This window comes from Micromonospora rhizosphaerae (assembly GCF_900091465.1).
Taxonomy (GTDB): Bacteria; Actinomycetota; Actinomycetes; order Mycobacteriales; family Micromonosporaceae; genus Micromonospora; species Micromonospora rhizosphaerae.
Genome location: NZ_FMHV01000002.1, coordinates 3,673,341 through 3,699,218 on the forward strand (window position 1 = coordinate 3,673,341; position 25,878 = coordinate 3,699,218).

Here is a 25,878-nt window from a genome sequence, read left to right on the forward strand (position 1 = left end):
GAGCCGTCCGGTTCTGCTAACAGAGCGGACGCCCTTTCGCGTCGCCCGACGTGGTCGTCTTACCAGCTCGCCAGACCTTCTTCCGCGCTCCGACACCCGAGGCTCGGATGCGCCGCGTCAGCCCATGTGCTGGTCGTCAGACGTCACGAACGTCCGCAGATGGTCAACCGCCGCAGAGAGCGCGTCCTGCAGGGGGCCGATGTCCCGGGCGACCTGAGCGAGGAGCATGCCGCCTTGATACGCCGCGAGGAACATGTCGGCGAGCCGCGCGGGGTCGGCGGACGCGTCGATGCGGCCGAGTTGCCGCATGCGATCGAGCCCGACGCGGAAGATCTCGCGCCACTGCGCGAACACCTCCGCGAGCCGGTCGTGCACGTCGAGATCGGTCTTGACGATCTCGCTCGCGAGCGAGCCGAGGCTGCAGCCGTCCTCGAACGGACGCCCCGAGAGGACGTAGAAGTCCGTCCAGTCCTGGAACGCCTCGACGGTGTCGAAGCTGGCAAACCGTTCGCTGCGATGGAAGCCGAGGACGCTGTCGGCATGCCAGTCGATGACCGCCAGGACGAGGCTCTCCTTGGTGGGGAAGTAGTGACTCAGCTGCGATCCACTCACGCCTGCAGCGCGGCGGACGAGCTCGTTGTTGGTTGCGTGGACCCCTTTGCCGTAGATCAACGCGGCCGCGTGCTCCAGTATTCGCTCGCGCGTGGCCTGGCCCTTGGGAGTGAGCTTCTGGGCTGCATCCGCCCCGTCGTTCACCTGCATGTCATCAACATAACACAACTGGGCTTGACAACCCATTTTCGATGGTGTTCACACAGCGAGTGGACGAAATCGTCCAGTAACGTCACGCGGAGGTTCATCAACATGTCTCGCCTGACCGCTCCCGCGCCGCCGACATCCCCCTGTTCACCTGCATGTCATCAACATAAACACAACTGGGCTTGACAACCCATTTCCGATGGTGTTCACTCAGCGAGTGGACGAAATCGTCCAGTAACGTCACGCGGAGGTTCATCAACATGTCTCGCCTGACCGCTCCCATGCCCGCCGACATCGACGCGAAGACGCAGGGCGCCCTCGACGCCATCGCGAAGCAGTTCGGCTTCGCGCCCAGCATGTTCACCACGCTCGCCGCGAACCCGACCGTGCTCGAGATCGTGATGGGCCTGCAGGGCAGCATCGCGAAGCTCCTGGACGCGAAGACGCGCCACACGATCGCCCTCGCGGTCTCTCAGTCGAACGGCTGCCACTACTGCCAGGCACTCCACGGTTTCATCTCGTCGAACCTCGGCGGTATGTCGGCGGAGGAGATTGAGCTCGCCCGCACGGGCACGTCCAGCGACCCGAAGCGCGCCGCCGTCGCGAAGTTCGCGCAGCACGTGATCGAGACACGTGGCCAGGTCAGCGACGAGGACCTCGCAGCGATCCGCGAGGTCGGGTATATCGACCCGGAGATCCAGGCGATCGTCACGATCGTGGTCGTCACCCTGCTCACGAACTACCTCAACAACGTCAGCGACACCGTCGTCGACGTCCCCGGCGCCGACCACCAGTCGGCCTGACTTTCCTCTCCACCCGCCGTTCAAACGAAAGAAAGCACGACGTTGAATCTCGACAAGCTGATCACGAAGCACCTCACCCGCTACTTCGACCCGAGCAAGAGGATCCCGGAGGAGACGTTCCAGCAGCTGCTGCGTTACCTGCGCACCTCGCCGACGACGATCAACATCCAGCCGAACCGTTTCCACGTGCTGGAGACGCAGGATGGCAAGGACAAGCTCGCGGACGCACTGGTCGGCCGCTTCGCGGACAACGCGGAGAAGGTGCGCAACGCGTCGCACGCCATCGTCTTCACAACGCGCAAGGACATCCCCGACACGCACCTGCAGGAGATCTTCGAGAAGGAGCGCGCCGACGGGCGCTTCGCCGACCCGGAGATCCAGAAGGGATGGGAGGCGGGCGCCTCCAACTTCGTGGAGATCCAGACGGAGAACTATGGCGGGGACGTGCTCCACTGGCTTGAGAAGAACACCTACCTCGTCGTCGGCGCCACGATGATGGCCGCGGCATCCCTCGGGGTGGACGCGACGCCGCTCGAGGGCTTCGACCGCACGACCGTGGACGCGGCCTTCGACCTGACCGACACCGACTACACGACCACGCTGCTTCTGGTGCTCGGCTACCCCGACGAGGCTCGGGTCTCCCGCCAGCCGGTCTCGCGGCTCGACGCGGAGAAGATCTTCACGCACATGTGACGGACGGGGCGGCCATCGGACCGCGGTGCCGGCCCCGTTCACTTCGACTCGGTTGCCCAGCGTCCGCACCTCCTCGACGGACGCCAGGCAATCGACCCTAAGGACTTCGAGGAGGTCAAGATGCAGATTGATAAGGCAGTGCAGGATCGAGCCGCGGCCCGCGCCGCCGAGCTTCCCGGCTCCGAGCACACACACCAGGTCACCGGCGACTGGGAGGTATGGAAAGTCGGCGGCAAGGTGTTCATGCTACAGACGTCCATGCCCGGCGAGCCCGTCGTGATCCTGAAAGCGGATCCATCCGACGCGGAGACGCTCCGCGCAGCTCACGCGAGCATCTCGCCCGGCTACCACATGAACAAGAAGCACTGGATCACGGTGCGGGCGGGTGCGGACGTCGAGCCCGCGCTTGTCGACAATCTCGTGACCGAGTCGTACCTCCTCGTCGTCGCCGGCCTGCCGAAGCAGAGCCGTCCCGTCGATCCCGCTTCGTTCCGCGTCCCGCCCTCCGCCGACTGATCACGCTGACGCCGACCGCGCACAGAGCGCTGTTGCCCCTCATCCGAGCAGCGCCCGCACCGGCGCATGGCGCCCTTGCGTGGCCGGGCCGCAACGACGAGGACCTCACCGTCGGCGTCCTCATCGAGGCACACGTCCTCGACGCGGCTGCTGGAGCATCCGCCCACGTGGCACGTCGGCCGCACCGATGTCAGCAGGTTCGGGGGGCATTGGGACGCGCGCCGGCATTGGCCGCCTGAGCGGCCGGGAGGTTGGTCATGCGGGCGGGACCTCCGGAAGGTCCTGGCCATGGACCAGGCCTGGCACAAGGGGGTGGCTGTTCGTCACCGCCCTGCTCATGGCCCGCGGCGCCCGGCGGGTGCGCTGATGGCCGCCGGGGGACGCAAGGCCTCGGCGGCCATGCCGCAGATGGGTTACACCTGCTACCTGTGCCCGGGCCAGCCCAGCGTCATCACCGGCGGCGACCCGGGTGACGAGCAGGCCGTCGAGAACGCCCGCAAGGAGTCGCGGACCCACCTCGACGAGCACGCCGAGCTCATCGCCGGCAACCGGGCCATCCGCCCGCTCGTGCAGGTCTCACCGCGGCTGCGCTCCGGGCCGACCGCCACCGCGCAGGCCGCCGCCTGACGGCCACCGTGGCGCCGGGCCCGCCCCGGCGCTCGCGGCGGCCGCGAGATCGGCGGGCCAGGAAGGGAAGTGATGAGCACCCAGGGCAAGAGCGACACCCCCGACGAGTCCATCTACCGGCGGGCGATCGAGGCCGCCATCGAGGCGGATCCCGAGATCCGCAAGGACATGGAGGGGGCCGACGTCGACGCGATGGCGAAGGACCCGGCCTTTCGGGCCGCCGTCGACTTCGTGTGGCGCGAGCGCGGCAAGACCGTCGCCGTCACCCAGGTCATCGGCCACGTGCCGGCCGGCGGCACCATCCTCGGCTACCAGGCCGACCGGATCTGACCGCCTCCGTCCCGCCTGGCAGCGCGCCGGGCGGGTGCGGTGGCCGCCAGAGGGGGCGCGCCAGACCCACGACGATCGCGCCAAACGGGTCGAAAAAGTCGACGAACGGGACGCCCACGGGGCGGCCGACTGCCCGGGAGCGGATCTAGGATCCAACCCTGATTGTGCGGACGTGGGATCCGGACCATGAGCGGACGTCGGGGCTGTGGCTGGTTCTGTCCGTGTCTCGGCCCGCGAATCGCGCTGCATGTCGTCAACGGGAGGATGAGATGTACCGATCGGTGCGGTCCCGGTTCGCCGGGTGGCTGGCGGAGGCGCGGACGTCGGCCGCGGGGGCGCGACTGCCCGCCTCGGCGGCCGAGGTGATGGCCCTTGCCGCTCTGCTGCTGGCGGCGGTGGGAAACTCCCGCCTCTGGGCGCTTCTCCCGGCCGCTCTCGCGCTCGGTCTGCTGGCCTGGACGTGGCGTGAGGGTTCGGTGTCCGCCGAACCGTCCGTTGTGGCGCGCATCCTCCTGCTCGCCTGCGCGTACGTGCTCGGCGCGGTACACGGGAGTCTTGATCCCGCCTTGGCCGGTGGTGTCGCCGTCGCAGCCCTGGCGGTTCTCAGCGAGCCGCTGTTGGCGGCCGTGTCCGATGCTGTCTACCCCGTCTCGGCCAACCTGCCCGGAAGCGGCTCACGGCCTGACCGTAGGCCTAACACGAGCGGCGTCGCGCTGGTCAACGGTGGTGCGGTTCTCGTGGCACTGGTCTGCGCGTTCAACAACATCTCTGGGGTGATCGCGCTGGCGGCAGCCACCGCGGCGCTCGGGTTGGCCCTGTTCACCGGGTTGCAGGCCCTGACGCGGGTGCGGGCGCGGCGCAGCAGTGAGACGAAACTGCATGCCGCGCTGACCGCCTACGAGCCGGTCTTTCTCGTGCACTGGGACGCACCCGCCGGCACCGCCTACCAGCTCGCGATGTGGTTGCCCTACCTGGAACGCCTCGGCAAGAAGTTCTTTGTTCTGGTTCGCAGCCAAACCACCTTCCATGAGGTGGTGGGTCTCACGAAGGCCCCGGTGGTACTGCGGATGGGGCTGCACCAGCTTGACGATGTCATCTCCCCGTCGCTACGGGCAGCCTTTTACGTCAATACCGCGACGATGAACAACCACGTTGTCCGGTATACAAACCTGACGCACATCCAGCTCAACCACGGCGACAGCGACAAGGTGCCGAGTCATAACCCGGTCTTCCGGGTCTACGACAAGAACTTCGTCGCCGGCCAGGCCGCGATCGACCGGTTCGCGGCCAACGGCGTAAGCATGCCCGCAGAGATGTTCACCATCGTCGGGCGGCCTCAGGTGGAGAACGTCGCCATCGCCACCGGGCCGATCGCCTCGGTCGCCAACCCTCGAGTCCTGTACGCGCCGACGTGGGCCGGCTTCTATGCCGACTCCAACTATTCGTCGCTGCTCGTCGGCTACGACATCGTCAAGGCGCTCGTCGCTCGAGGGTGCAGCGTGGTCTTCCGACCGCATCCATACAGCCGGCGGTCCGCCGAGTTGACCCGCGAGTGTGAGCGCATCCGGACGCTGCTGGCTGGCGACCGCCGGGCGAGCGGACGGCCACACGTCTTCGGAGCCGAGGCTGAGGTGGCGATGACGGTCGCGGACTGCTTCAACGCGTCGGACGCGATGGTGTCGGATGTATCGAGCGTGGTGGCGGAGTACCTGTACTCGGAGAAGCCCTTCGTGATGGTTGCCGTCTCGGTGCCGGCGGACCAGTTCCCGGCGGCGTTCCCGATTGCGCGGGCGGGCTACGTGATCGATGCGTACCGCGGCCGGCTGCAGGGACTCGACGCCGCCCTCGACGACCTCCTCGGCAGCGACCCCCTCGCCGCTACGCGCCGCGAACTCAAGAAGTACTACCTTGGGGACATTCCGGCAGACCGCTACGCGCAGCGCTTCCTCGACGAGGCCTCGCGCTACCTCTGATCCTGCGAGCGGCCTCGCCGTGATCGGCTCCGGTTTCAGCGCCTGCTGTACCGGAGCCGATCGTTTGTGACGCGGCCACGCCGCCCCGGATCAGTGCCGAGCTGCCCGGTCGCGGGTACGTGGAACGGCGGTGGGCGTCCTCGGAATGCTGCTGCAGTCGATCCCGCCACCCGACTGGAGACGCCGGGATGCGCGGTGCCGACTGTCGAGTCAGTCGTTGAGGTCGGTGATGCGTTGGGCGTGGCGGGTCTGCATCTGGTATCCCTCGACCAGGAAATCGTGAATGATCGTGAGTTCCTCGATGGTGCGGCGGGACAGGCGCCGGTGCGCCTCCACTCCGAGGGGTCCCCAGATCTTTTCAGAAGCGGTCTGGGCGGCCGGTGTGGGTTCGATGGTGACGCGGCGGCGATCGCTGACGTCGCGGATGCGGTGGGCGTAGCCGGCGCGGACGAGCCGGTCGACAGCGGCGGTGATGGCGCCGGGGCTCAGTCCGACGGATTCGGCGAGTTGGCCGGCGGTCATGGCTCCTGCCCGCTCCAGGATGCCCAGGCAGCGTAGGTCGGTGCGGTTGAGGCCCAGGCGCGTGGCGGCGGTCTCGTCGATCTGGTCGGTGGCGTCCTGGAACGCGGCGACCGCCTGCATGACCGTGGCGATCAGGTCACCTTTCTGCTGATTCGACACGTGAACCTTTCGATGACTAAAATATCTGTGCCTTGAAGGGATTCTAACTGGAGAGCGGTGATGGGTATGAAGGTTGTGGTGATCGGTGGCGGGATCGGCGGGCTGGCCCTAGCCCAAGGGTTAAACAAGGCCGGGCTCGAGGTCGCCGTGTTTGAGCGGGACCGCACCCCGACCGAGCGGATGCAGGGCTACCGTGTGCACATCAACCGGGCGGGCAGCAGGGCCCTGCACGCCTGCCTGCCACCGCAGCTGTTCGACGCGTTCGTGGCCACCGCCGCCGCGCCCAACCCGCGGGCCGGGATCGGGATGTACGACCACCGGCTGCGTGAGTTGATCTGGTTCGACGCCGCCGGGGACGCCACCAAGGACCCGGTGGAAAGCGACAAGTCGGTTAGCCGGATCTCGCTGCGGCAGGTGTTGCTGGTCGGGCTCGACGACGTGGTGCGCTTCGGCAAGACGTTCACCCACTACGAGGTCAACCCGGACGGCACGGTGACCGCCCACTTCGGCGACGGGACCTCCGAGTCGGGCGACGTTCTGGTCGGCGCCGACGGCGGCAGCTCCCGGGTCCGCCAGCAGTACCTGCCAAACGCGCCACGGGTGGACACCGGCGTCATTGGCATTCAGGGCAAGGTCTGGCTGACCGAGACCAGCCGCGCAAGTCTGCCGGCCCGGTTGGCAGACGGCCCGGCGATGGTCGTCGGTTCGGGTGGCTACGGCATGTTCCTGGCCATCCACGAGTTCCCTCCGCTGCCCGCCGAGCTTGCCGGCATCGTTGGCGCCAAGGCGGGAAACCAGCGCGACTACCTGATGTGGGGACTGCTCGCCCGGCGCGGCAAGTTCCCCGCCGACCTCGATCGGCTGGATGATTCCGGCTTGGCCGCGCTCGCCTCGGATCGCATCGCCGAATGGCATCCCGCCGTTCGTAACCTGGTCGCTGCCACAGACCTGGAGACCGTGCTGCTCACCCCGATTCGCACCTCCACCCAGGCGGATGCCTGGCCGGCCAGCACGGTCACCCTGCTCGGCGACGCCATCCACAGCATGCCGCCCACCGCCGGAGTTGGCGCAAACACCGCCTTGCGCGACGCGCAACTACTCACCGGCAACCTGTCTCGGGCTGCCGTCGGTGAAATACCACTGCTGGACGCGATCGCCGACTACGAAACCCGCATGCGGGAGTACGGGTACGCCGCCGTGCGCGCCTCTACGGCCAACCTACGCCGCCAGCAGCGCACCGAGAACCCGCTGGCCCTGGCCGGGATGAAACTTGCCCTGCGTGTGCTCAACAACATCCCGGCCGCCAAGCGGCGCGCCCTCGCCGAGCCCTGACCTGCCGGCGCCGGCGCCGCCTCGGCGCGGTCGCGATCCGGTCTCTTTGCACAGACGGCGCGGCGCGTATCTGGCCAAGTTGGACAGTTCCTTGCTGCGAAGCTTGCGCATCTGCGGCACTACAGCCGAGCGCCGCCGAGGCTAACCCGCAATCCTTCGACCTCACCGAGCCAGCCGCGGTTCGACGTCACGGACGGGACGCGGATCAATCTGCTCGCGCTAGTACCGCTGCACGCGGCCGAGATCATCCTCAGGTGGCGCAGGGCACGGACGCGCAACTCGGCGCGCCGTCCCGCGTCGCTCGTCTCGGCACTCGACCGGGGCGGAGTCAGCGAGCAACTGACGCGACCGGACCGTCGCTCGCGTGATACCGAATGCACGCTCATGTCGATGTGATGCGCCTCGAAGCCATCCCGAGCGCTGGGCATTAGATTCACCCCATGTACTCGACCCGGGTATCCCAACTCGTCAAGGCACCGCGCTCGGCCGTCTATTGGGCACTGCTGGACCCGGCTGCGGTCGCCAAGTGGCGGGTGCCCACCGGCATGAGCGGCCACGTGCACGAGTTCGACGCGCGCGAGGGGGGCTCGTTGCGCGTCTCGCTCACCTACGAGGCGCCGGACAAAACTGGCAAGTCGATGGCACACACCGACAGCTACCACGGCCACTTCGTCAAGATCGTGCCCGACCAGCAGGTGGTCGAGGTCGTCGAGTTCGAGACCGACGATCCCGCGCTTCGCGGCGCGATGACCATGACCACGACGCTCACCGACGTGGACGGCGGCACCGAAGTCGTCGTCGTGCATGACGGCATTCCCGACGCGATCCCGGCCGAAGACAACGAGACGGGTACGCGGATGGCCCTGGCGAACCTCGCCAGACTCGTCGAAGCGGGCTAGCGCCGCCCATGCCGCTGATGGTGCGCGGCTGACGTGCCGAGGACCGGGCAGTCGGTCCGACGTCGATCAAGCCTTCCGTTTCGCGCCTGTCTCCAGGGCGTCGAGGTCCCGTTCGGCGAACTGCCGGTGGTGCCACTCCTCGTTCAGGACGATCAGCAGGCACTCGCGTACCGGGAAGCTTTCCGGCGGCGGCCAGCCGGTCCCCTCGACCGGCTCGGTGCGGCTGGCCAGGGACTCGTCGGTCAGGCCGTTGACCACCATGCGCACGGTCGCCATCCGGTCGCCGCGCAGAGCCAGGATCTCGTCGAGCGAGGGACGGGCCTCACGGTCCCGCGGGATCCCCGGGGTGTCCGGCATCTCGTCCCACGGCAGGTCGAGCGGGTCCCACGGCGAGGGGTCGCGGAGGATGGCCCGCCGCACCCACGCGTCGGTGGCGAACACCAGGTGGCGCAGGGTCTCGATGAACGACCACTCGCCGTTCACCGAGTCGTGCAGTTGCCCGGGGTCCAGGCCGCGAGCCCGCTCGACGGTGCCGTCCCAGAGCCGCTCGACGATGCCCCACGCTTCCCGGAAGCCGTCGGGGTCGGTGGGGCGCATCCTGGCTCGGACGGGGTCGCGCCGGTCGAGCTCCGCGTTGACGAGAGGCGCGACGTCGACCCCGTTGAGCACAAGGTTTTGGATCTCACCGTCGATCCGGACGTCGACCAGCTCGACGCCGCGCATCACCACCCCGCTCAAGTCGACGCCGCGGAACCGGGCGCGGGAGAGGTCGACGGCACGGAACTCGGCATCGGTCAGGTCGACACGCTCGAAACGCGAGCCGCTCAGGTTGTCCCCCGTGAAGTCAGCCATGGCCGGACTCTAGTCGCACCAGGCGAGAGGCCGCCGCCGTCGCGAGCCTGGCCAAGACGAGCTGCACTCTCTACGCCGTCCCGTTGACATCCGGACATGCCGCTGACAACGGGCGGCACCCGACGATCCGGCCAGCGGGGCGTTAGTCAGGCGCTGCCCGGGGGCAGGTGGGGGCACTATCGTTCTGGCGTGCACATCCGTTTTGACGTCCCAGCTGATCCCGCCTACCCAGGCCGCGTGGCCGCTGCGCTCAGCAGTGTTCGGCTGCGCAAGTACGGTTTTATCGGCGCGGTGCTGGCGGCGGTCGGGGCGATCGGTTTCGCCGTCTCGCGGGGGTTCGCGTGGGGCGACCGGATCTCGCCGCTGTGCATAGCGATGGTCGTGGGTGGCGTGCTGTCGATGCTGTACTCGCCGTGGGTGCGGTTGCGCGCCCGGCGCCGCTCCAGTCGCTACGCTGTCGAGGGCGCCTACGACATCACCGACGACAACATCATGATGCGCAGCGGCTCGGAGTCCGGCGGCATCGCCTGGGACGGGGTCGCCCAGGTAAGGGACACCCCTGAGTTCTGGATCGTGTACGTCGGCCGGATGCCAGCGACCGTGATCCCACGCCGCTTGATGTCCGCCGAGGACGCCGAGACGTTGCGAGCCTATATGGCCAAACGTGGGCTGCTTCAGCTTCGGTGAACTCATTTGCCGCCGACCGGGCGTGGCTCTCAGTAGTTCATCGCTGGGGCAGAGCGTCCGGACGCGCCCGATGAGTGTCAATCATTGCTGAGAGTGCAACCGAACCTGGCCTGGTCAAGGTCTCCCGGCTCCCGGTGCGGGCGCCGGGAACGCCACCACCCGCCCGCTAGGTTGCGACGGCTCCGGTCCGCCCCACGTCTGGCCGACGACGAACAACCGGGGGTCCCGCCCGCGGCTGAGCACGCAGGCGAAGGCGCCGCGATCAAAGCCGACGGTGGCCAGCACCTCGCCGCCCTCGCGTACCCGAACACAGCGCTGGTTGCCGACGTCGGCGTACCAGATGGCGTCCTCGGCGTCCATGCAGATTCCGTCGGGGTGGTCGTCGGGCGTCTCTGCCCACACGTGTCGATTGCTGAGGACCCCGTCACTGCCGATGTCGTAGGCGGTAAGCCGGTTCGCGTACGACTCGGCAACGACCAGGGTCGCGCCGTCCGGGCTGATCGCCATGCCGTTGGGGAACGCGAGGTCGTCGGCTACCTGCTCGACGTCGCCCTCGGGGGTGACAAGCACGACCAGGCCCGGTACGAACTCACCGCCGGGGAAGTCGAAACCGATGTTGTTGACATAGGCGTTGCCCCGGTCGTCGACCACGATGTCGTTCCACGGCTTGTCCGAAACCGCGGACAGGTCGGCATGCTCGACCAGCGACCCGTCCGGCTCACGGCGCAGCAACCGACGCTGTGCCGAGTCCACGACGAGCAGTCGCCCGTCCGGCAGGAAGTCGATGCACATCGGAAACGACGCGACGGTTGCCACCACCTCGTGGTTGCCGTCGGCGTCAAGCGAGATCACCTGGTTGGCGCCCCAGTCGGAGAACCAGACTCGCCCGTCGTGCCAGCGCGGTGACTCGCCGAAAACGATGCCTTCCAACAGGACTTCAGCTTCGCTCATCACGTTCTCCCTCTGCTCGGCACTGGAGTAGACACAATTCGGCACCGGAACTCATCGCTCATCCTCGACCCGCCACCCCCCCGAGCCTTCGGACATCTTCCCCGCCGTCGCCGGCGGCCTCCTTGTCGGTCAGCCGCTCGTGCCTGTGTGCTACCAAAGGCGTAGTCTGCTGGCCCTGAACGTCGGGTCCTGCGGCTGGCCTACTTCCTCCAAGGGCTAGGGGTACGCGGATGAGAGCGGTCGTGTACGACCGGTACGGGCCTCCTGACGTGTTGCGGATCGAGAGCGTCCCCAAGCCGTCTCCCGCTGCCCGGCAGGTGCTCGTCAAGATTGCGGCGACCTCGGTCAACCTGAGCGATTGGGAAACCCTGCAAGGCTCGCCACTGTATTCGCGCATTGGTGGGCTGCGCTCCCCGGCACGCCGGACCCTCGGCTCGGACATCGCCGGATGGGTCGATGCGGTAGGCCCGGCCGTCACCCGGTTCCGACCCGGTGACGAGGTGTACGGCGACAACCTCATGCTCAAGGGCGGTTTCGCCGAGTACGCGATCGCTCCCGAGTCGGTGCTGGCCCACAAGCCCGCCGCACTGACCTTCGCCGAGGCGTCGGCGATTCCGCAGGCAGGCGTGATCGCGTGGCAGGGAACCGACGGCGTCGCAGCCGGAAAGCGGGTCCTGATCAACGGTGCTGGTGGAGGGTCGGGCTCATTCGCGATCCAGCTCGCCAAGCGACTCGGCGCCCAGGTGACCGGCGTCGACAACGCGGGCAAGCTCGACTTCATGCGGTCGGTCGGCGCCGACGAGGTGATCGACTACCGCAGCCAGGACTTCACCCGCAGCGGCCCGTACGACCTCATCCTCGATCTGGTCGCCCACCGGTCGGTGTTCGCCTACCGCCGGGCACTGGCCCCCGGCGGCCGCTACCGGTGCGTCGGCGGATCGGTCTCGGCGCTGCTGCGCGTCCTGACGATCGGCGCGGCGGCCGGCCGGCTCACGCACCGCCGGCTGGGCGTGCTCGCCGTCAAGGAAGGGCCGACGCACTTCGAACCGGTGGCCGACCTCTGCGCCACGGGCGACCTCGCCATCCACATCGACCGTGCCTTCACGCTCGACGAGGTGCCCGAGGCGTTGGCCCACGTGGGTAACGGACGCGCCCTCGGCAAGGTCGTCGTGACCGTCAACTGACCAGCGACTGCGTACTCGGCCAGCCCTACCCAGTCATTCATGCCCGGGTGGGTGCAGTCACGCACGATGTGCGCTTCTGCCGCCGACCGGGCGTCGCGTTGCGTGACGAGGCGCGGTGAGGTCGAACGCACGCTCGTGCCGATGAGAGTGCGTTGTTAGCACTCCTCCTGACCGTGAGCGGCTCGTTCCACCGGACCTTCACCTGCTACACGCCGCATGACGTTGTCCCGGTGGCAGACGAGCGGCGCTTACCGCAACCCGTGCCCGAGGCGACCGGCCCGAGCGAGCTCTGGTGGCAGAGAAGCCGGCCGCTACCGCCCGCCGGATCTCATCGACGTCCACCGCACCGATCTGCTCGTGCGACGGTCCAGTGACCTGGGCGGCACCAATGAGCGATAGGAGATCGAGGGCCACGCTGTGCCCAGCCGGCCTCATCTCGGGCAGCGCCGCGACCAGAACGGTGGCGACCGGCGCGCAACCCTCGCGCGGGCCAGCCACTGACAGAAGGAGGCGCTCCATCCACACGCCGAGCCGGGCGGCTTTCTTCTCATTCGGAGCTGCGACCAGGCCCCGCACGACACCGGGCACCATCTCGGCGTGGCCCAGGTACGTCTGAATACGAGACCAGTCGAAGCGGGCGATCTCGTCATCGGTGCTCATGTGCCGACCTTGCCACAACGACGTGTGAACGGCTCACACCTCATTCGGACACACTCATCTGCCCGCTTCGAGTGCGTCGACTGCAGCCGGATCTGGCTACAACCGTCACCGGGGGCGGTGGTACACGACGCCGTCGAGTTCGTCGTCGGCGTAGGCGGCCGAGTTGGTGAGGTGGCCATCGCGGGTGGTGCCCGTCCGCGTCGGTGTCTGGCATGGAGGGCAGACTTTGGGGCATGGAGTTCTTCTGCTACCACCGCGACCGGCCCGGCTCGATGGCGCTGCGCGCTGAGCTGCTGGAAGAGCATTGGTCCTACATGGACCGCTATTCGAGAGAAATGATCGCTCGCGGCCCGACCCTTGCCGGCGACGGCGACACGCCCACCGGCAGCGTGCACATCGTCGACCTGCCCGATCCCGCAGCCGCGCGCGCGTTCGCTTTCGACGAGCCCAACTATCAGGCCGGCGTGTACCGGGACGTGCTGCTGCGCCGGTGGCGCAACGCGCTGGGCAGCACCATGTGGGACTTCCCCGGAGGCCGGACCGGTGGTAACCGGTACCTGGTGCTCGGCCTCGGCGCGGGGCAGGCCGCCGACCTCGCGGTGCCGCCCGACCGGGACGGGCTGATCGCGTACGGGCCGCTGCTGTCCGACGACGGCGCCACCTGGCTGGGTACGGCGGTGCTGGTCCGGGCGCCGGATCCGGACAAGGCACGCGCCGTGCTGACCCCGGACCGGTACGCCGACATCGAGGTGCACAACTGGCAGTTTGGCGGGCGGCCGTCATGACCCGAGGCTGGCCGTGGACTTGATCCAGCGTGTCGACAGGCGTGCATGCGGCAGCGTGGGCTGCTCGATGTTGTCTGGCTTCGTCGATGCTTGTCAGCCTCCCCGGGGCCAAGATCGAACGTCCGGATCTGCCGCGGAGCCGGCGCTACGCAGCGTCACAGTCGTCTGCGCGACCGGCGCCCGGACGTGCCGAGTTGAGTGCGTCGCGGTCCGGGGATCCTCGACGGTCGCGGGCCTGACCTGCCTCGCGCACGATCCGACGGTTCCTCCGTGTGGCTCGATCGTTTGCACCCGCCAACCGCGGTCAGCGCCGTAGTCCTTCGGGTGCGTCGGTGCGGGACACCTAATCGGTTGGCACCACATCGCCTAACCGCATTACCGTGCCAGCCGTGCCCATCCATGATGACGAGATCCGAGCCACCGTCGGGCAGGTGCGCCGCCTCGTGGCGGCCCAGTGCCCGCGGTGGGCCGACCTTCCCGTGACACCTCTACCCGACGAGTTGGAGGGCACCGACCACGTACTCTTTCGGATCGGCAACGAACTCGTCGCCCGTATGCCCAAGATTGCCTCGGCGGTCGACCAGGCCGATTCTGATGCGCGGTGGCTGCCCTTGCTGGTGTCCCACCTGCCTGTGCGGATTCCCGTTCCGCTTCACGTGGGCGGTCCAGGCGCGGGGTACCCGTGGCGGTGGACCGTGGTCCCGTGGGTCGTGGGGAGCACACCTCCCAGGCTTGGCTGCGACGACGTACTCCTGGCCCGCGATGTGGCAGTCTTCGTTCGCGCGCTGCACGGGGTGGATCCGGCCGGAGGTCCGGTCAAGCCACCGGGTTCCCGCGGGTCCGCCCTGCTCCACGTCGATGAAGGCGTCCGCCGTGTGCTTCCCCGGCTCGCCGAGCATGACGACGGCTTCGATGTGACCGCGGCCGAGGCGGCCTGGGATGCTTGCCTGGCTGCTCCTGAGTGGGACCGGGATCCCGTATGGATCCACGGTGATCTGCAGCCGGGCAACCTGATCACCGACAGCGGCCGACTGGCCGCGGTCGTCGACTTCGGCGCACTCGGTGTCGGCGATCCGGCGCCGGACGTGGCTCCGGCGCTATGGACCTTCACCGGCGCGGCCCGAGAAGCCTACCGGGAGGCCATCGAGTACGACGACGCTACCTGGCGCCGCGCCTGCGGCTGGGCCCTCGCGCCGTCGCTGACCGGCATCGACTACTATCGGCACACCTTCCCGCGAATGGCCGAGCACGGCCGCCGAATGGTCCGCGCAGTGATCGCCGAACTGGCGTGAGTGCCACTGCCAGCCGAGTGGCTGCGCGCGCTCGGCGCACCCGCGCACGCACTTCGAGACCTGGGAAGTCGGGCACCCGACTCAACGTCCCTGCACCACGATTGAGAGGTGCGGATCTGCAGCGATCCGCGCGACACGAATCATGACGGCGGAGGCTGCCCCTCGGCATCCGGAACTGCCTCAGGTCGGGCGGTTGGCTGGTCGCGTCAGAAAGGCCCTGACGGCGATATGCCATGATCCGAGTAAGCGGCGAGCGCAGCTCACCGCTGCTCAGCGAGCCGTCCGCTCCGCTGCGTCAAGAATTCCTAAACCGTGTGTCGCAGGTTCGAATCCTGCCGGCATCGCGCTTGTCTAGGCGCGGGCGTAGTGGCGGGTGGTGACACTGGCGTTGGCGTGCCCGAGCCGGCGGGCGGCTGCCAGGAGGCCGTGTGAGTCGGCGACCAACTGGCGTGGGTGGCGCGCAGGCTCCCACTGACGAAGTTCGGACTGCGGCGATACGAAGCACGAGCGAAGCGTGCGTTGGCGTACCAAAGCTGCGGGAGCGTTAAGGCTGCATTGGGACGTGCTGCCGAAGGAGATGCTGTCCCTTGATGCCGATTAGATGTACGGCTGAGCTGTCGGTGATCCGGCTGAGCGTCGGCAATTCCGCGGCTACGGTTGCGAGGTATGGCCAGCGCTGCGACATGTATTAGGCGCGGGACAAATGACGAAGCGCAGGCTGCACGAACTCGTACGACCGGTCGAGTCCCACCACTGTCGAAGGAGCATTGACATGACCGACCGCTTCGATCCCAACATCCCACCGACCGGGCCAACCAACCCCGCCATCCAGGGCGAGTTCACCGGCGTCGTAGCCATCACCGAGCAGCCCACGCTCGGCCGGGCAAATCTCGTCGTGAACCGTGGCAAACCGTTCGACATCGAGGTCAACTGGCGCGTCTTCGGCAACCTGGTGCCGCTGTGGCTGACGGCGCTGTCGGTGAACACCAAGAACTGGGTCGTGACGGCGTACGCCGAGTCGCAGGGCCCCGGCGACGAGGTCACGCTCGGCAGAGTGAACGTCCCCGTCGGCGGGCCGGGGTTCTCGCAGAACGAGACCTACACGGCCAAGCTAACCGTTCCCGCCAACAAGCTGCCCGAGGAGAACCCCGGCGACGACAGCCAGTCGGGTGTCTACAAGATCGTCGTGACGGCGTTCCTCGATTCGGCCCTCGGGCCGGTGGGCTACGACATGATGGGATACGCCGAGGGGCCGATCATCAAGGTCGAAAACCCGCTCTAGACCATCGAGTCCGGTCGGCCCGCCCGAACGTCCCGCCGTTCGGGGGGCCGACTTGATAGATCCCACCGGTTATGCCACCACCACCTCATCTATCGTCACGCCGCCTAGCGACGCGACGTGCCGGACCGAGAAGTCGCCTCGATCGATGACCGTCAGACGAGGTTGGGATTTGCCGACGACGACGCGACGGCCACAAGCGTCATCCATGCATACGAACAATGCTTCGGACGACGTCTCGGCCTCGCAGACCATGGCGTGGAGCGCAACTATTGATGGAGTCGAATCAGTTGCCATAATTCCGCCTCTCTCTGGGCCATTAAGCGCCTGCTCAGAAGCCGCTAAACCCTCGCGGCGCCTCGCCGCACCCCCGGCGAGGGGTTGACGCCGGGTTACGGAGGGAAGGACTTCTGGCAACCTGCTTAAGGCCAGATACCCGCATGACGGCCGCGACACGCCCATGACGCCCCGCCGTGGGTTGCCCAGTCCGCCCGCTGCACACGACCGTTGGCGCTGTCGCAGCTCGCTGTGCCTGACCGCGGCGGCTTGATGAGGGCGGGGCCCAAGTCGGCACAGGCCGGCGCTTAGCTGAGCAGTCCGAGTTGGGTCATGCGTGCGTACGTGTCCTCGATCCTCCACACGTCGACGATCTTGCCGTTGTGGATTCTGAAGATCTAGACCTCCGCGATGTTGCAAAAACGGCGCCCGGTCGGCGGGGGACCGCGCCAGGTCCACTGGTGGGTGGCCGAGCAGGTGAACCTCCCGACAACCTTGTCGCCCTCGGCGATAAGTTCAACGACCGCCATCTGGACATCGGGGAACGCGGTCCGGAACGACCTGATCCATCGCCGCGCCCCCGGTGCGAGGTCGGCGGAGTACAGCCCGTCGATCACCTCCAACTGCCCGGCGTTCATTACCTGGTCGACTAGTCGGTGGGGAATGCCGTCCACGCCCGCACACCCCGGCCACGCTGCTGCTCGCCCTGGGCGTGCCGGCCCGGGTACTCATGGAATGGACGTCTTCACCCTCCCCAACGCGTGGGCGATGGCCGAGTCGCTGCGCTTGGACCTCAACTCCCTGGGCCCATTCGGCACCACCCCCCGAGATGGCCGCGTGCCGCCGTAGGCCCGGGCACCAACCAGGGATTCACCCGGGTGCGACTCCGTGCGCCCGGCGCTGAGACTGGCGACAACGCACATCGCGACTCCACCGGAGGTCTTCATGAGTACGCAGGCAAGCAACGACAACGCAACGGCGGCGTCCGGTGACGCGGCGATCCCGTTCCGGCTGGAGGTCGTCGTCATCCCTGTCGCCGACCCCGACCGCGCCAAGGACTTCTACTTGGGACTGGGGTGGCGGCTCGACGCCGACTTCGCCGACGACGGCTACCGGATTCTGCAGCTGACCCCACCCGGATCGAACGCTTCTATCATCTTCGGCAGGGGCGTCACCTCCGCCCAGCCGGGCTCGTTCGACGGGTTGCTCCTGGCGGTGGACGACATCGACAAGGCCCGCAACGACCTTCTCTCGCGCGGCGTCGAGGTGAGCGAGCCGTTCCACGACGCCGGTGGAGGTCTCGGCGGCGGCTTCCACATGGGCAACAAGCAACGCGCCTCCGGGCCCCATCCCGAACGCCGCTCGTATGCCACGTACGCCTCGTTCGAAGATTCCGAGGGCAACCGCTACGTGCTGCAGGAAATCACGGAACGGCTTCCGGGTCGAGTCTGATGCTGGACGGCGGCCAGCTGCTCCGCGAGAACAACGATCCGGCTTTACAACCGGCAACAAGGAGAGCTGACGTGGACGTGCCGTCGCTGGCGGATTTGCTGCACGAAGCAGCTCAACATCATGACGCGTACGAGAAGGTCGCCCCTCCGCACGACTGGTCGGACTGGTACGCGGCATACATGAACGCGCGTGAGGAGGGAGCACCCCACGGACGATCAGCGGGCGCAACGGCGGCTTGGGCGGCCATGGCACTGCGCACTCGCACCTTGATGCGGTTGCGCTCGCCCTTGCTCATGCCCCGTACAGGGCCATGACGAGATCGTGGGCGTCACTGCCCGGGTCAACGGCCCCACCGACCTCGGGCACCCACAGCGAGACGCCGTAGTGCTCGAACAGCGGGAGGGTAAGCCCGAACTGGTTGCCGTAGAAGGCGCGCTGCGGCTCACCGATGACCACGGCGTCGAAGCCCCGGTGTGGGTCGCGTAGCGCGGCGAGCAGGCGGGACGCCTCAGGGCGGCCCTTCTCAGGAGTCGTCGCCATAACTGCCGGCGGCCCCAAAGGGCTGATCGCGGGGCGTCAGCGCAGTGCAACCTCGCCCGCGTGGACGGCGCGCATGGCGCGCCCGACAGTATCCTGGTTTTCACTGACCGGAGCCACGTAGCCGATGACGTCGCGCGCGGCGTCCTCCCCGAGCATTCGGGTGATCACCCACGTGGCGAGATACTGGGACGCCAGGCAACCGCCCGCCGTAGCGATGTTCCCCTCGGCGTGGAACGGCGCGTCCAGCACCGTGACGTCGCAGGCTTCGACAAAGGGCCGGCTCTTCAGGTCCGTACAGGCGGGCATGCCATCCAGCAACCCGAGCCGGGCGAGCACCAGCGCGCCGGAGCACTGCGCACCGATCAGTTGTCGTGAGGGGTCGAGCGGTAACCTGGAGAGCATCCGGTCGTCGGCGACAACGTCTCGCGCCTTCACCCCGCTACCGATCAGCACGACGTCGGCTTCGGTCACGAACTCCATCGCGCGCTGCCCGGTCACCTCGACGCCGTTCATCGACGTGACCATCGGCGTCGGCGTCGTAATGAAGGCCTCCAAACCGTCCTTACGGCACCGGTTGATCAGCGCGGAAGCGATGAAGCTGTCGAGTTCGTTGAACCCGTCGAAGGTGACCACGGCGACCTGCATCACAACTCCCTGAAGTCCGGCATCAGATCTCCAGTCTGCCTGGCGCGCCGTTCCGGGCCGAGAACCAATCAGGGGCTGGTGGCATGCCTAACGGCACTCTGCGTTACGAGCTCCGAGCCTGAGTGCCGTACTTACCGTCCAGCCGACGTGCTGACGTCCCGAGGCTCCGTCGCCCGACCCGCTCCCGGCCATACCTGAGCTGTAGGAACGGTCCTCCAGGTGTCCACGCTCGTCCGCTGGCGTCCGCTCCGATCGTCACTCAGTCACTCATGGCGATTAGAGCTCGCCCAGCGCGGCGCCGAACTCGAGTTCCGTGCGGGAGCGCCGCTGCAGTCCTCGCTCCATGAGTGCCGCCAGGCGCGACGTGCTCGAGCCGTCGCGGGCGAGGATCTGGAACAACCCCGAGTCGACCTGCACGTCCTCCTTCGCCGGCAGTGCTGCGGCGTTGATGCGGCGCTTGGCGAGGCGGACCGCAGCCTCTGGGAAACTGCCGATGCGCTCGGCGAGCGCCTTCACATACGCGACGAGCTCGTCGTCCGGGAGCGCCCGGTTGACCAGACCGATCCGCTCCGCCTCTCGGGGTCGACGTCCTCGCCGCCCAGGATGACCTGCATCGCCTGCCCCCGCCCTGCGAGCCGCACGATCTGCTGGACCGCTCCGGCACCGGGGAAGACCCCTGTTCCCACCTCGGGCTGTCCGATAACGGCGCGCTCGAGCGATGCAAACCGCATGTCGCAGGCGTAGAGGAACTCGCCGCCGGCTCCCCGGGCACGACCTTCGAGAAGTGCGATGGTCACGGGGCGCGCCTCGCTCAGACGCCGGTAGAGCGCCCCGAGACTGATGTCGTCGGGTCCCCCGGACGTGGCGGCGACCGCGGTGTATTCGGCGATCCGCGTCAGGTCGACGTGTGGAAGGAAGAAGTAAGGATCTACGCTGCGGAATACGACCACTCGCACGTCGCCTGTCGCCTGCGTCCAGCAGCGCGATGAGATCGGCGACGAACCGTTCGTCGATCAGGTTGATCGGCGGGTTGTCGATCGTGGCCCACAGCACGCCGTTGCTGAGTTCCGTCCTCAGGGTCGAGTAGGTAAAGGCCATTTGCCGGGCTCCTCCGTCTGAAGCGATTACCAGTTGCAACCACGACCGCCACGGCCTGTGCCGAAGGTGGTGTCGGTGCCCGAGCTGACTGCGGCCTCCGCCCGGATATCGCTACGTCGGGCTCAGGGGCGGGCGTCGAGTAGGCGGTCGAGGTCCACGGCGGCGCCGATCAGGGAGAGGTGGCTGAACGCCTGCGGGAAGTTACCGGTCTGCTCGCCGGTGGGTGCGATCTCCTCTGAGTAGAGGCCGAGGGGGCTGCTGTAGGTGAGCATCTTCTCGAAGGTCAGCGTGGCGTCGTCGAGCCGTCCGGACTGCGCGAGGGCCTGGACGTACCAGAACGTGCACATGGTGAAGGTGCTCTCCTGGCCGGGGAGTCCGTCGGGCGAGGCGTTCGGGTCGTACCGGTAGACCAGGCTGTCGGAAACCAGTTCTGCGTCCATGGCTCGCAACGTGGACTGCCACATCGGATCCACTGACGAGACTAATCCGACGCCGGGCATGGCGAGCAGCGACGCGTCCAGGACGTCGGTCGCGTAGTGCTGGACGAAGGCGCCGCGTCCGGGGTGGAAGCCACGGGCCATGATCTGTTCGTAGATCTGGTTTCGGTTACGCACCCACCGGTCGGTGTCGGCCGGTCGTCCGCGTCGGTGCGCGAGGCGGACAGCCCGGTCGAGAGCCACCCACGACATCAGGCGCCCGTAGGTGAAGTCCTGGCGGCCGCCACGGGTTTCCCAGATCCCGTCTTCGGGCTGGTCCCAGTGCTTGCAGACCCAGTCGACCAGTCGCACGGTGTTCAGCCACAACTCGTGAGAGGGCTGCAGATCATGGTTGTCGGCCTCGTGGAGGCCGTTGAGTACCTCGCCATAGATGTCGAGTTGCAGCTGGTTCGCGGCGCCATTGCCGACCCGCACGGGCGCTGATCCGCGGTAACCCTCGAAGTGGTCGAGCACCTCCTCGGAGAGATCGGGTGAGCCGTCGACGCGGTACATGATCTGCAGCGGCACCTCCCGGTCCCTGGCCTCCCGGACCCGGTCGTCGACCCAGTGCATGTACCGCCACGTTTCGTCGGTGAAGCCCAGCTTGAGCAGGGTGTGTACGGAGATTGACGCGTCGCGGATCCAGGTGTAGCGGTAGTCCCAGTTGCGCTGGCCGCCGATTTGCTCGGGCAGCCCGGTGGTGGGGGCGGCGACCAGCCCGCCGGTCGGCGCGTACGTCATGAGTTTGAGCGTGATCGCGGAGCGCTCGACCATTTCCCGCCAGCGGCCGGTGTAGCGGCTGCGGGCCAGCCACCGCCGCCAGAAGTCGCGGGTCTGCTCCAGCAGCTCCTGCACCTCGCCCGACGTGTAGAAGCGCGGCCGGTCAGGCGACACGCCTGTTTCCAGGACGACACCCCCGGCCTCGCCCTGGCGCAGCGTTGCGATCGCCCATATGCCCCCCTCCTTACGCCGGGCTCCCTGCTCGCCGGGCCGGGTTTCGGGGTATCGAACTATGTTCGTGGTGAGGGAGAGCGCAGAGCTGCGGAAAACGTGCCCCTCGGGGTATTCGTCGAGGTCGTGCGGATCCCGCCCGTAGTTGAAGCGGGGTTGGCAGTCGATCCGGAACCGCATCGTGCCTCGGACCATCCGCAGCATCCGCACCAGGCGGTGGCGGTCGGTAGGCTGATCCCCCGCGACGGGCATGAAATCCACCAGTTCACCCACGCCGTCCGCGCTGAGAAAACGGGTGATCAGGATCGGCGTACCGGGCAGGTACAACTGCTTGCTCACGTACTCGACGCCCTCCGGCGACACCTTGAAGTGCCCACCCCTGCGCCGATCAAGCAAACCGCCGAACAGGCTCGGCGAGTCGAACCGAGGGGCGCAGAACCAGTCCAGCGTCCCGTCCATCGCCACCAACGCCGCGGTCTGCAGATCACCAATCAAGCCGTGGGCCTCCACCCCAGGGTATGAGTCCACCCAGCCCTCCCCATCGAACCTCTGCCGCGTCATTACCCTAAACGGGTGAAAGCCCCATACGGTCTCATGACGCACCCGTATCACGGCTCGTGTTGCACGAAAGCCCCACATGGTGGCGCTGGGGGAGTCCGGAGGTGGCCTTACGCCTTTTGGGCGAGCGACTCCCCGCCGGGTGGTGGGGCGGGCCTCCGCGGGCCAACTGATCCTCGCGCCGTCCGGGGTGGGCGGCGGGGGTCACGTCGGGACCGGCCGGCGCCGGGGAGGTGTCGGCCGGCTCGACGGTGCGTGACCACCTGCGGCAGCACAACAGTGGCTGTCGGGGTGGTGGGTCCGCCGCCCGGGGTGCGGGTGGCGATGCTGGCGGCCGCGACGATGTCGAGCCGTCTGTGTCTGTTCGAAGCCACGCAGATGGGGTAACCGCCGACCGCTCCCGGGTGTCGGGACGCGGAAGGAAGGGCGGCAATGACCAGGATTGGCATCATCATCGGCAGCACCCGTCCGGGCCGTAACGGTGAGGCGGTGGCACGCTGGGTACACGACATCGCCACCAAGCGCGGCGACGCCGAGTACGAACTTGTCGACATCAAGGACTTCAACCTGCCGCACCTGGACGAGATGGCGCCCCCGTCGCTCGGGCAGTACACCCAGCCGCACACCCTGCGGTGGGCCGACAAGATCGCCTCGTTCGACGGGTACGTCTTCGTCACGCCGGAGTACAACCACTCCACGTCCGGGGCGCTGAAGAACGCGATCGACTTCCTCTACGCCGAGTGGAACAACAAGGCGGCCGGGTTCGTCAGCTATGGCAGCGTCGGCGGCACCCGGGCGGTGGAGCACCTGCGCCTGGTGGCGGCCGAGTTGCAGATGGCAGACGTACGGGCGCAGGTGGCACTCTCGCTCTTCACCGACTTCGAGAACTTCAGCGTCTTCAAGCCCGGCGCCCATCAGGAGGGTGCGGTGAACACGATGCTCGACCAGTTGGCGGCCTGGAGCGGCGCGTTGGCAACACTCCGGGCTGGCTCGACGATGGCGACGGCCCAGTCCGGTACGTAGCCGAGCGCAGCGCTGTCGACGCCGGGATCCTCGGTCGTGGTCGTGATCATCTGCCTGGCGAACGCGAGGCGCAGGATTTAGCGCGCACCCAGCGAGCCTGCTCCGGCTGGCGCAGGCGGCGGCGATTGTCCTGTCCGGGGCGGAGAACAGGGCGTCTTGTCATGGTCGACGCTGAGGCGGAGGCTCGGGCGGGGGCCGATCGGCCGCTTGCTTGCGGTCCGCAGGGCATGAGCGCACGGAGATGGCCGCGGGAAGATCCCGCGGCCATCTCCGGTTCCGGTTGAGACGGTCCCGCCGGGCTGTACCGTCGGCGGGACCGGAGCCCCGTCAGCTCAGCAACTCCGGACGCGCGGGATGACCTGGGTGCCGTAGAGCTCGATGGTGGTCATGAGGGCTAATGCGAAAGGCCGCCCATGCCGTACTTCATCTCGAAGCGGTTCGCGCCGAGCACGGTGAGGTTCGCGGCGATCTTCTGCGCCACGGTCTCGGGCGATCCGACGTAAAGCGAACCGTGCGGCCCGACCTCGTACAGGAAGGACCCCCGGGTCGGGACGGCGAAGCCACGGGTCCGGGGCGACCCGGCGGATGACCTGCTGGTAGCGGGGAAGAACTCCTCGCGGGCCGCCGATGATCGCGAGCATCAGGGAGTGGCCGCACCGGGCGGCGCGGATCACCGACTGGGGATTGCCGCCGACGCCGGCGGCGCTGACTCGGTGTGCGGTAACACGTCCGCCAGCCTTGTTGATCATGGCTCGGCGCGAGGCGACTCGCCCCGCAACCCCAAAACGTCTAAAGCCGCATAATCTACGCGCATGGTGCAGTACGCTTCGTCGCCGAAGCCTGGGCGACCACGAGGCCGGTCCGTCAGCTCGCACGAAGCGCCTGACCAGCGAACAGACCCCTTCCTAGGCGGGTCGATCCCCGGGAACGACAGGCTGGTCAACGGCGTGGGAACAGCTATGACAGGTCGAACGGAGCGGCAACGGATGCAGATCACTTATCTCGGGCATGCCGGGTTCTGCGTGGAGACTTCTCAGTCGATTGTCGTCATGGATCCCTGGATGTCCCCGACCGGAGCTTTCGACTCGGGGTGGTTCCAGTTCCCTTGCAATCATCATCTCGCCGCTCTCGTTCAGGAAAAGCTCCAGGACACGACGAAGCACCGGTACCTCTACATCAGCCACGAGCACAAGGACCACTTCGATCTGCCGTTCCTGAACAGCCTCGCGGCGCGGGACTTCACGCTCATCGTTCCGCACTACCGCCGTCCGGCGATCCGTGAACTGCTGGCGGATTACCAGTGCAACGGCCTCATCGCCTGCCACGACCGTCAGGAGATCCCGATTGCCGGCGGCAGTGTGACGCTCTATCTGGACGACTCCGAGTTGGACCGCGACTCCGCGATCCTCGTGACGGCCGATGGCCACAGCTTCCTCAACATGAACGACTGCAAGATCCACGACCGCCTGCCGGAGATCCGGCAGAACGCGGGCGACATCGACGTCTTCGCGTGCCAGTTCTCGGGAGCGACGTGGCATCCCACCTGCTACGAGTACTCGGAGGAGACCTACCGCAGGATCTCGCGCAAGAAGATGATGAGCAAGTTCGAGGCCACGGCGAAGGCGATCGAAGCCGTCGAGCCTCGGATGTTTCTGCCGTCAGCAGGTCCGGCGGTTTTCCTCGACCCCCTGCTGTCCCATCTCAACTTCGAGGAGGTGAACATCTTCCCACGTGCCCCCCGGTTCCTGTCCTATCTCGACAAAAGGCTCCGGAGGTCGCACCAGGCTGAGATCCCCGACATCATGCCGGGGGACGTCGTCGACGTGGCCACGGCCTCCCTGGTCCAGCTGGCCCCCGATCGGGTGAACGAGGACAACTACGAGAGCTACATGCGGGCATACATCGCCCGGTACGAGGGCTTCTTCCGTACGCGCCGCTACGTCGACGCACCCGGCCGCAGTGACCTTGTCCTGAAGCGCCTGCAGGGGGAACTCGAGCGCAAGCTCGATGCGTTCACGCTACGGGAGCGGATCGACAGGATCCTGTACGTAGGGCTCCTTGACCGCCCACGGAAGCTCCTCCGGGTTGATTTCCGCGGCCGGTACGTCGATCCGGTCGACACAATCGACGAAAAGGACAACTACTATTCGATGTCAGCCCCGTCGTGGGAGATCGAGCGGGTGCTTGACGGGCGGCTGAGCTGGGAAGACTTCTCACTGACGTTCCGGATGCGCCTGAGCCGCGAACCGGACGTCTACCAAACCCTCGTTCACGGCTTCCTCATCATGGAGTCCGAGGATCTCAACCACTTCTGCGCGCGCCTGCTCGATCTGGAAGCAAGTACCGAGCGGATCATCGTCGAGGCCCAGGGGTGCCGGTACTCCGTCAACAGGTTCTGCCCGCATCAAGGAGCCGATCTGGCCCAGGGCTGGATCGAGGAGGACCGGTATCTCGTATGCGCGAGGCACGGCTGGCGGTTCGATCTGCTCGACGGTGGCCAGGCCGACACGAGTCCCCACACGATCGAGGCGATCGGGCTGGAAGACTCCTGATGCA

27 protein-coding genes are annotated in these 25,878 nt (G+C 67.4%); 16 read left to right on the forward strand and 11 right to left on the reverse strand.

Annotated elements, in window-relative coordinates:
• Window positions 1-117: 117 nt before the first annotated feature.
• Window positions 118-762: a TetR/AcrR family transcriptional regulator gene (locus GA0070624_RS17280; RefSeq protein ID WP_091342376.1), complete on the reverse strand. Its 645-nt coding sequence runs from the start codon at window positions 760-762 to the stop codon at window positions 118-120.
• A gap of 278 nt (window positions 763-1,040) precedes the next feature.
• Between GA0070624_RS17280 and GA0070624_RS17285 the strand changes: the two genes are divergently transcribed.
• The 6 genes from GA0070624_RS17285 to GA0070624_RS17310 all read left to right on the forward strand — a co-directional run bounded on the left by GA0070624_RS17285 (window position 1,041) and on the right by GA0070624_RS17310 (window position 5,701).
• Window positions 1,041-1,562, forward strand: coding sequence for a carboxymuconolactone decarboxylase family protein (locus GA0070624_RS17285; RefSeq protein ID WP_218105186.1), 522 nt, complete (start codon window positions 1,041-1,043; stop codon window positions 1,560-1,562).
• Window positions 1,563-1,604: 42 nt separating this feature from the next.
• The gene (locus GA0070624_RS17290) at window positions 1,605-2,255 is read left to right on the forward strand and encodes a nitroreductase family protein (protein WP_091342380.1); all 651 of its coding nucleotides are present in this window, start codon (window positions 1,605-1,607) and stop codon (window positions 2,253-2,255) included.
• Window positions 2,256-2,375: 120 nt separating this feature from the next.
• Complete coding sequence (locus GA0070624_RS17295; protein ID WP_091342270.1) at window positions 2,376-2,771, forward strand: MmcQ/YjbR family DNA-binding protein; 396 nt, start codon at window positions 2,376-2,378, stop codon at window positions 2,769-2,771.
• A 366-nt stretch (window positions 2,772-3,137) separates the two neighbouring features.
• Window positions 3,138-3,398 carry a hypothetical protein gene (locus GA0070624_RS34810; protein WP_091342383.1) on the forward strand — a complete coding sequence of 87 codons (261 nt, stop codon included), beginning with the start codon at window positions 3,138-3,140 and terminating at the stop codon, window positions 3,396-3,398.
• 72 nt (window positions 3,399-3,470) lie between these two features.
• Window positions 3,471-3,728, forward strand: a complete 258-nt coding sequence (locus GA0070624_RS17305; RefSeq protein WP_091342386.1) for a hypothetical protein — start codon at window positions 3,471-3,473, stop codon at window positions 3,726-3,728.
• A 281-nt stretch (window positions 3,729-4,009) separates the two neighbouring features.
• A complete protein-coding gene (locus tag GA0070624_RS17310) occupies window positions 4,010-5,701 on the forward strand; it encodes a CDP-glycerol glycerophosphotransferase family protein (RefSeq protein WP_245718845.1) in 1,692 nt (563 codons plus the stop codon).
• 210 nt (window positions 5,702-5,911) lie between these two features.
• Here GA0070624_RS17310 and GA0070624_RS17315 read toward each other — a convergent pair whose 3' ends face one another.
• Window positions 5,912-6,382, reverse strand: a complete 471-nt coding sequence (locus GA0070624_RS17315) for a MarR family winged helix-turn-helix transcriptional regulator (protein WP_091342391.1) — start codon at window positions 6,380-6,382, stop codon at window positions 5,912-5,914.
• 60 nt (window positions 6,383-6,442) lie between these two features.
• Between GA0070624_RS17315 and GA0070624_RS17320 the strand changes: the two genes are divergently transcribed.
• Together GA0070624_RS17320 and GA0070624_RS17325 are read left to right on the forward strand one after the other, a co-directional pair.
• Complete coding sequence (locus GA0070624_RS17320; RefSeq protein ID WP_091342395.1) at window positions 6,443-7,714, forward strand: FAD-dependent oxidoreductase; 1,272 nt, start codon at window positions 6,443-6,445, stop codon at window positions 7,712-7,714.
• A 440-nt stretch (window positions 7,715-8,154) separates the two neighbouring features.
• Entirely contained in the window at window positions 8,155-8,613 is a 459-nt protein-coding gene (locus GA0070624_RS17325; RefSeq protein WP_091342399.1) for an SRPBCC family protein, read from the forward strand.
• Between the two features lie 66 nt (window positions 8,614-8,679).
• On the opposite strand, the gene GA0070624_RS17330 is transcribed toward GA0070624_RS17325, so the two are convergent.
• Entirely contained in the window at window positions 8,680-9,465 is a 786-nt protein-coding gene (locus GA0070624_RS17330; RefSeq protein ID WP_091342401.1) for a DinB family protein, read from the reverse strand.
• A 189-nt stretch (window positions 9,466-9,654) separates the two neighbouring features.
• On the opposite strand from GA0070624_RS17330, the gene GA0070624_RS17335 reads away from it, so the two are divergent.
• Complete coding sequence (locus tag GA0070624_RS17335; RefSeq protein WP_091342403.1) at window positions 9,655-10,152, forward strand: YcxB family protein; 498 nt, start codon at window positions 9,655-9,657, stop codon at window positions 10,150-10,152.
• A 114-nt stretch (window positions 10,153-10,266) separates the two neighbouring features.
• On the opposite strand, the gene GA0070624_RS17340 is transcribed toward GA0070624_RS17335, so the two are convergent.
• A complete protein-coding gene (locus tag GA0070624_RS17340) occupies window positions 10,267-11,103 on the reverse strand; it encodes an SMP-30/gluconolactonase/LRE family protein (protein ID WP_091342405.1) in 837 nt (278 codons plus the stop codon).
• 230 nt (window positions 11,104-11,333) lie between these two features.
• On the opposite strand from GA0070624_RS17340, the gene GA0070624_RS17345 reads away from it, so the two are divergent.
• Window positions 11,334-12,287, forward strand: coding sequence for an NAD(P)-dependent alcohol dehydrogenase (locus GA0070624_RS17345; protein ID WP_091342406.1), 954 nt, complete (start codon window positions 11,334-11,336; stop codon window positions 12,285-12,287).
• A gap of 198 nt (window positions 12,288-12,485) precedes the next feature.
• Here the strand turns inward: GA0070624_RS17345 and GA0070624_RS17350 are convergent, their stop codons facing one another.
• The gene (locus GA0070624_RS17350; protein WP_091342408.1) at window positions 12,486-12,947 is read right to left on the reverse strand and encodes a hypothetical protein; all 462 of its coding nucleotides are present in this window, start codon (window positions 12,945-12,947) and stop codon (window positions 12,486-12,488) included.
• A gap of 233 nt (window positions 12,948-13,180) precedes the next feature.
• On the opposite strand from GA0070624_RS17350, the gene GA0070624_RS17355 reads away from it, so the two are divergent.
• From GA0070624_RS17355 to GA0070624_RS17365, 3 genes are all read left to right on the forward strand, one after another.
• The gene (locus GA0070624_RS17355; RefSeq protein ID WP_091342410.1) at window positions 13,181-13,732 is read left to right on the forward strand and encodes a YciI family protein; all 552 of its coding nucleotides are present in this window, start codon (window positions 13,181-13,183) and stop codon (window positions 13,730-13,732) included.
• Window positions 13,733-14,163: 431 nt separating this feature from the next.
• Window positions 14,164-15,024, forward strand: coding sequence for an aminoglycoside phosphotransferase family protein (locus GA0070624_RS17360; protein WP_141715069.1), 861 nt, complete (start codon window positions 14,164-14,166; stop codon window positions 15,022-15,024).
• Between the two features lie 772 nt (window positions 15,025-15,796).
• The gene (locus tag GA0070624_RS17365; protein ID WP_091342414.1) at window positions 15,797-16,306 is read left to right on the forward strand and encodes a hypothetical protein; all 510 of its coding nucleotides are present in this window, start codon (window positions 15,797-15,799) and stop codon (window positions 16,304-16,306) included.
• A 671-nt stretch (window positions 16,307-16,977) separates the two neighbouring features.
• Here GA0070624_RS17365 and GA0070624_RS17370 read toward each other — a convergent pair.
• Window positions 16,978-17,253 carry an ester cyclase gene (locus tag GA0070624_RS17370; RefSeq protein ID WP_218105187.1) on the reverse strand — a complete coding sequence of 92 codons (276 nt, stop codon included), beginning with the start codon at window positions 17,251-17,253 and terminating at the stop codon, window positions 16,978-16,980.
• Window positions 17,254-17,524: 271 nt separating this feature from the next.
• Between GA0070624_RS17370 and GA0070624_RS17375 the strand changes: the two genes are divergently transcribed.
• Window positions 17,525-18,031, forward strand: coding sequence for a VOC family protein (locus tag GA0070624_RS17375; protein WP_091342417.1), 507 nt, complete (start codon window positions 17,525-17,527; stop codon window positions 18,029-18,031).
• 291 nt (window positions 18,032-18,322) lie between these two features.
• Here the strand turns inward: GA0070624_RS17375 and GA0070624_RS17385 are convergent, their stop codons facing one another.
• From GA0070624_RS17385 to GA0070624_RS17405, 5 genes are all read right to left on the reverse strand, one after another.
• On the reverse strand, window positions 18,323-18,571 hold the full coding sequence (locus GA0070624_RS17385; protein ID WP_245718846.1) for a recombinase family protein: 249 nt from the start codon (window positions 18,569-18,571) through the stop codon (window positions 18,323-18,325).
• Between the two features lie 36 nt (window positions 18,572-18,607).
• A complete protein-coding gene (locus tag GA0070624_RS17390; protein WP_091342420.1) occupies window positions 18,608-19,216 on the reverse strand; it encodes a DJ-1/PfpI family protein in 609 nt (202 codons plus the stop codon).
• Window positions 19,217-19,492: 276 nt separating this feature from the next.
• On the reverse strand, window positions 19,493-19,732 hold the full coding sequence (locus GA0070624_RS17395) for a hypothetical protein (protein WP_091342422.1): 240 nt from the start codon (window positions 19,730-19,732) through the stop codon (window positions 19,493-19,495).
• Window positions 19,729-20,166, reverse strand: coding sequence for an enoyl-CoA hydratase/isomerase family protein (locus GA0070624_RS17400; protein ID WP_176731745.1), 438 nt, complete (start codon window positions 20,164-20,166; stop codon window positions 19,729-19,731). The genes GA0070624_RS17395 and GA0070624_RS17400 overlap by 4 nt, the downstream gene beginning before the upstream one ends.
• Window positions 20,167-20,436: 270 nt before the next feature.
• Entirely contained in the window at window positions 20,437-22,269 is a 1,833-nt protein-coding gene (locus GA0070624_RS17405) for a glycoside hydrolase family 15 protein (protein WP_091348986.1), read from the reverse strand.
• A gap of 462 nt (window positions 22,270-22,731) precedes the next feature.
• Here GA0070624_RS17405 and GA0070624_RS17410 point away from each other — a divergent pair, with 462 nt between their 5' ends.
• Entirely contained in the window at window positions 22,732-23,322 is a 591-nt protein-coding gene (locus GA0070624_RS17410) for an NADPH-dependent FMN reductase (protein WP_091342427.1), read from the forward strand.
• 986 nt (window positions 23,323-24,308) lie between these two features.
• On the forward strand, window positions 24,309-25,874 hold the full coding sequence (locus GA0070624_RS17420; protein WP_091342429.1) for a Rieske 2Fe-2S domain-containing protein: 1,566 nt from the start codon (window positions 24,309-24,311) through the stop codon (window positions 25,872-25,874).
• Window positions 25,875-25,878: the final 4 nt, after the last annotated feature.

Bases quoted from the DNA above. Each gene is read 5' to 3' on its own strand.
- GA0070624_RS17340 (WP_091342405.1), bottom strand. From the start codon at position 11,103: ATGAGCGAAGCTGAAGTCCTGTTGGAAGGCATCGTTTTCGGCGAGTCA.
- GA0070624_RS17305 (WP_091342386.1), top strand. From the start codon at position 3,471: ATGAGCACCCAGGGCAAGAGCGACACCCCCGACGAGTCCATCTACCGG.
- GA0070624_RS17325 (WP_091342399.1), top strand. From the start codon at position 8,155: ATGTACTCGACCCGGGTATCCCAACTCGTCAAGGCACCGCGCTCGGCC.
- GA0070624_RS17345 (WP_091342406.1), top strand. From the start codon at position 11,334: ATGAGAGCGGTCGTGTACGACCGGTACGGGCCTCCTGACGTGTTGCGG.
- GA0070624_RS17390 (WP_091342420.1), bottom strand. From the start codon at position 19,216: ATGCAGGTCGCCGTGGTCACCTTCGACGGGTTCAACGAACTCGACAGC.
- GA0070624_RS17375 (WP_091342417.1), top strand. From the start codon at position 17,525: ATGAGTACGCAGGCAAGCAACGACAACGCAACGGCGGCGTCCGGTGAC.
- GA0070624_RS17410 (WP_091342427.1), top strand. From the start codon at position 22,732: ATGACCAGGATTGGCATCATCATCGGCAGCACCCGTCCGGGCCGTAAC.
- GA0070624_RS17320 (WP_091342395.1), top strand. From the start codon at position 6,443: ATGGGTATGAAGGTTGTGGTGATCGGTGGCGGGATCGGCGGGCTGGCC.
- GA0070624_RS34810 (WP_091342383.1), top strand. From the start codon at position 3,138: ATGGCCGCCGGGGGACGCAAGGCCTCGGCGGCCATGCCGCAGATGGGT.
- GA0070624_RS17295 (WP_091342270.1), top strand. From the start codon at position 2,376: ATGCAGATTGATAAGGCAGTGCAGGATCGAGCCGCGGCCCGCGCCGCC.
- GA0070624_RS17365 (WP_091342414.1), top strand. From the start codon at position 15,797: ATGACCGACCGCTTCGATCCCAACATCCCACCGACCGGGCCAACCAAC.
- GA0070624_RS17350 (WP_091342408.1), bottom strand. From the start codon at position 12,947: ATGAGCACCGATGACGAGATCGCCCGCTTCGACTGGTCTCGTATTCAG.
- GA0070624_RS17385 (WP_245718846.1), bottom strand. From the start codon at position 18,571: ATGGCGACGACTCCTGAGAAGGGCCGCCCTGAGGCGTCCCGCCTGCTC.
- GA0070624_RS17330 (WP_091342401.1), bottom strand. From the start codon at position 9,465: ATGGCTGACTTCACGGGGGACAACCTGAGCGGCTCGCGTTTCGAGCGT.
- GA0070624_RS17285 (WP_218105186.1), top strand. From the start codon at position 1,041: ATGCCCGCCGACATCGACGCGAAGACGCAGGGCGCCCTCGACGCCATC.
- GA0070624_RS17355 (WP_091342410.1), top strand. From the start codon at position 13,181: ATGGAGTTCTTCTGCTACCACCGCGACCGGCCCGGCTCGATGGCGCTG.
- GA0070624_RS17280 (WP_091342376.1), bottom strand. From the start codon at position 762: ATGCAGGTGAACGACGGGGCGGATGCAGCCCAGAAGCTCACTCCCAAG.
- GA0070624_RS17420 (WP_091342429.1), top strand. From the start codon at position 24,309: ATGCAGATCACTTATCTCGGGCATGCCGGGTTCTGCGTGGAGACTTCT.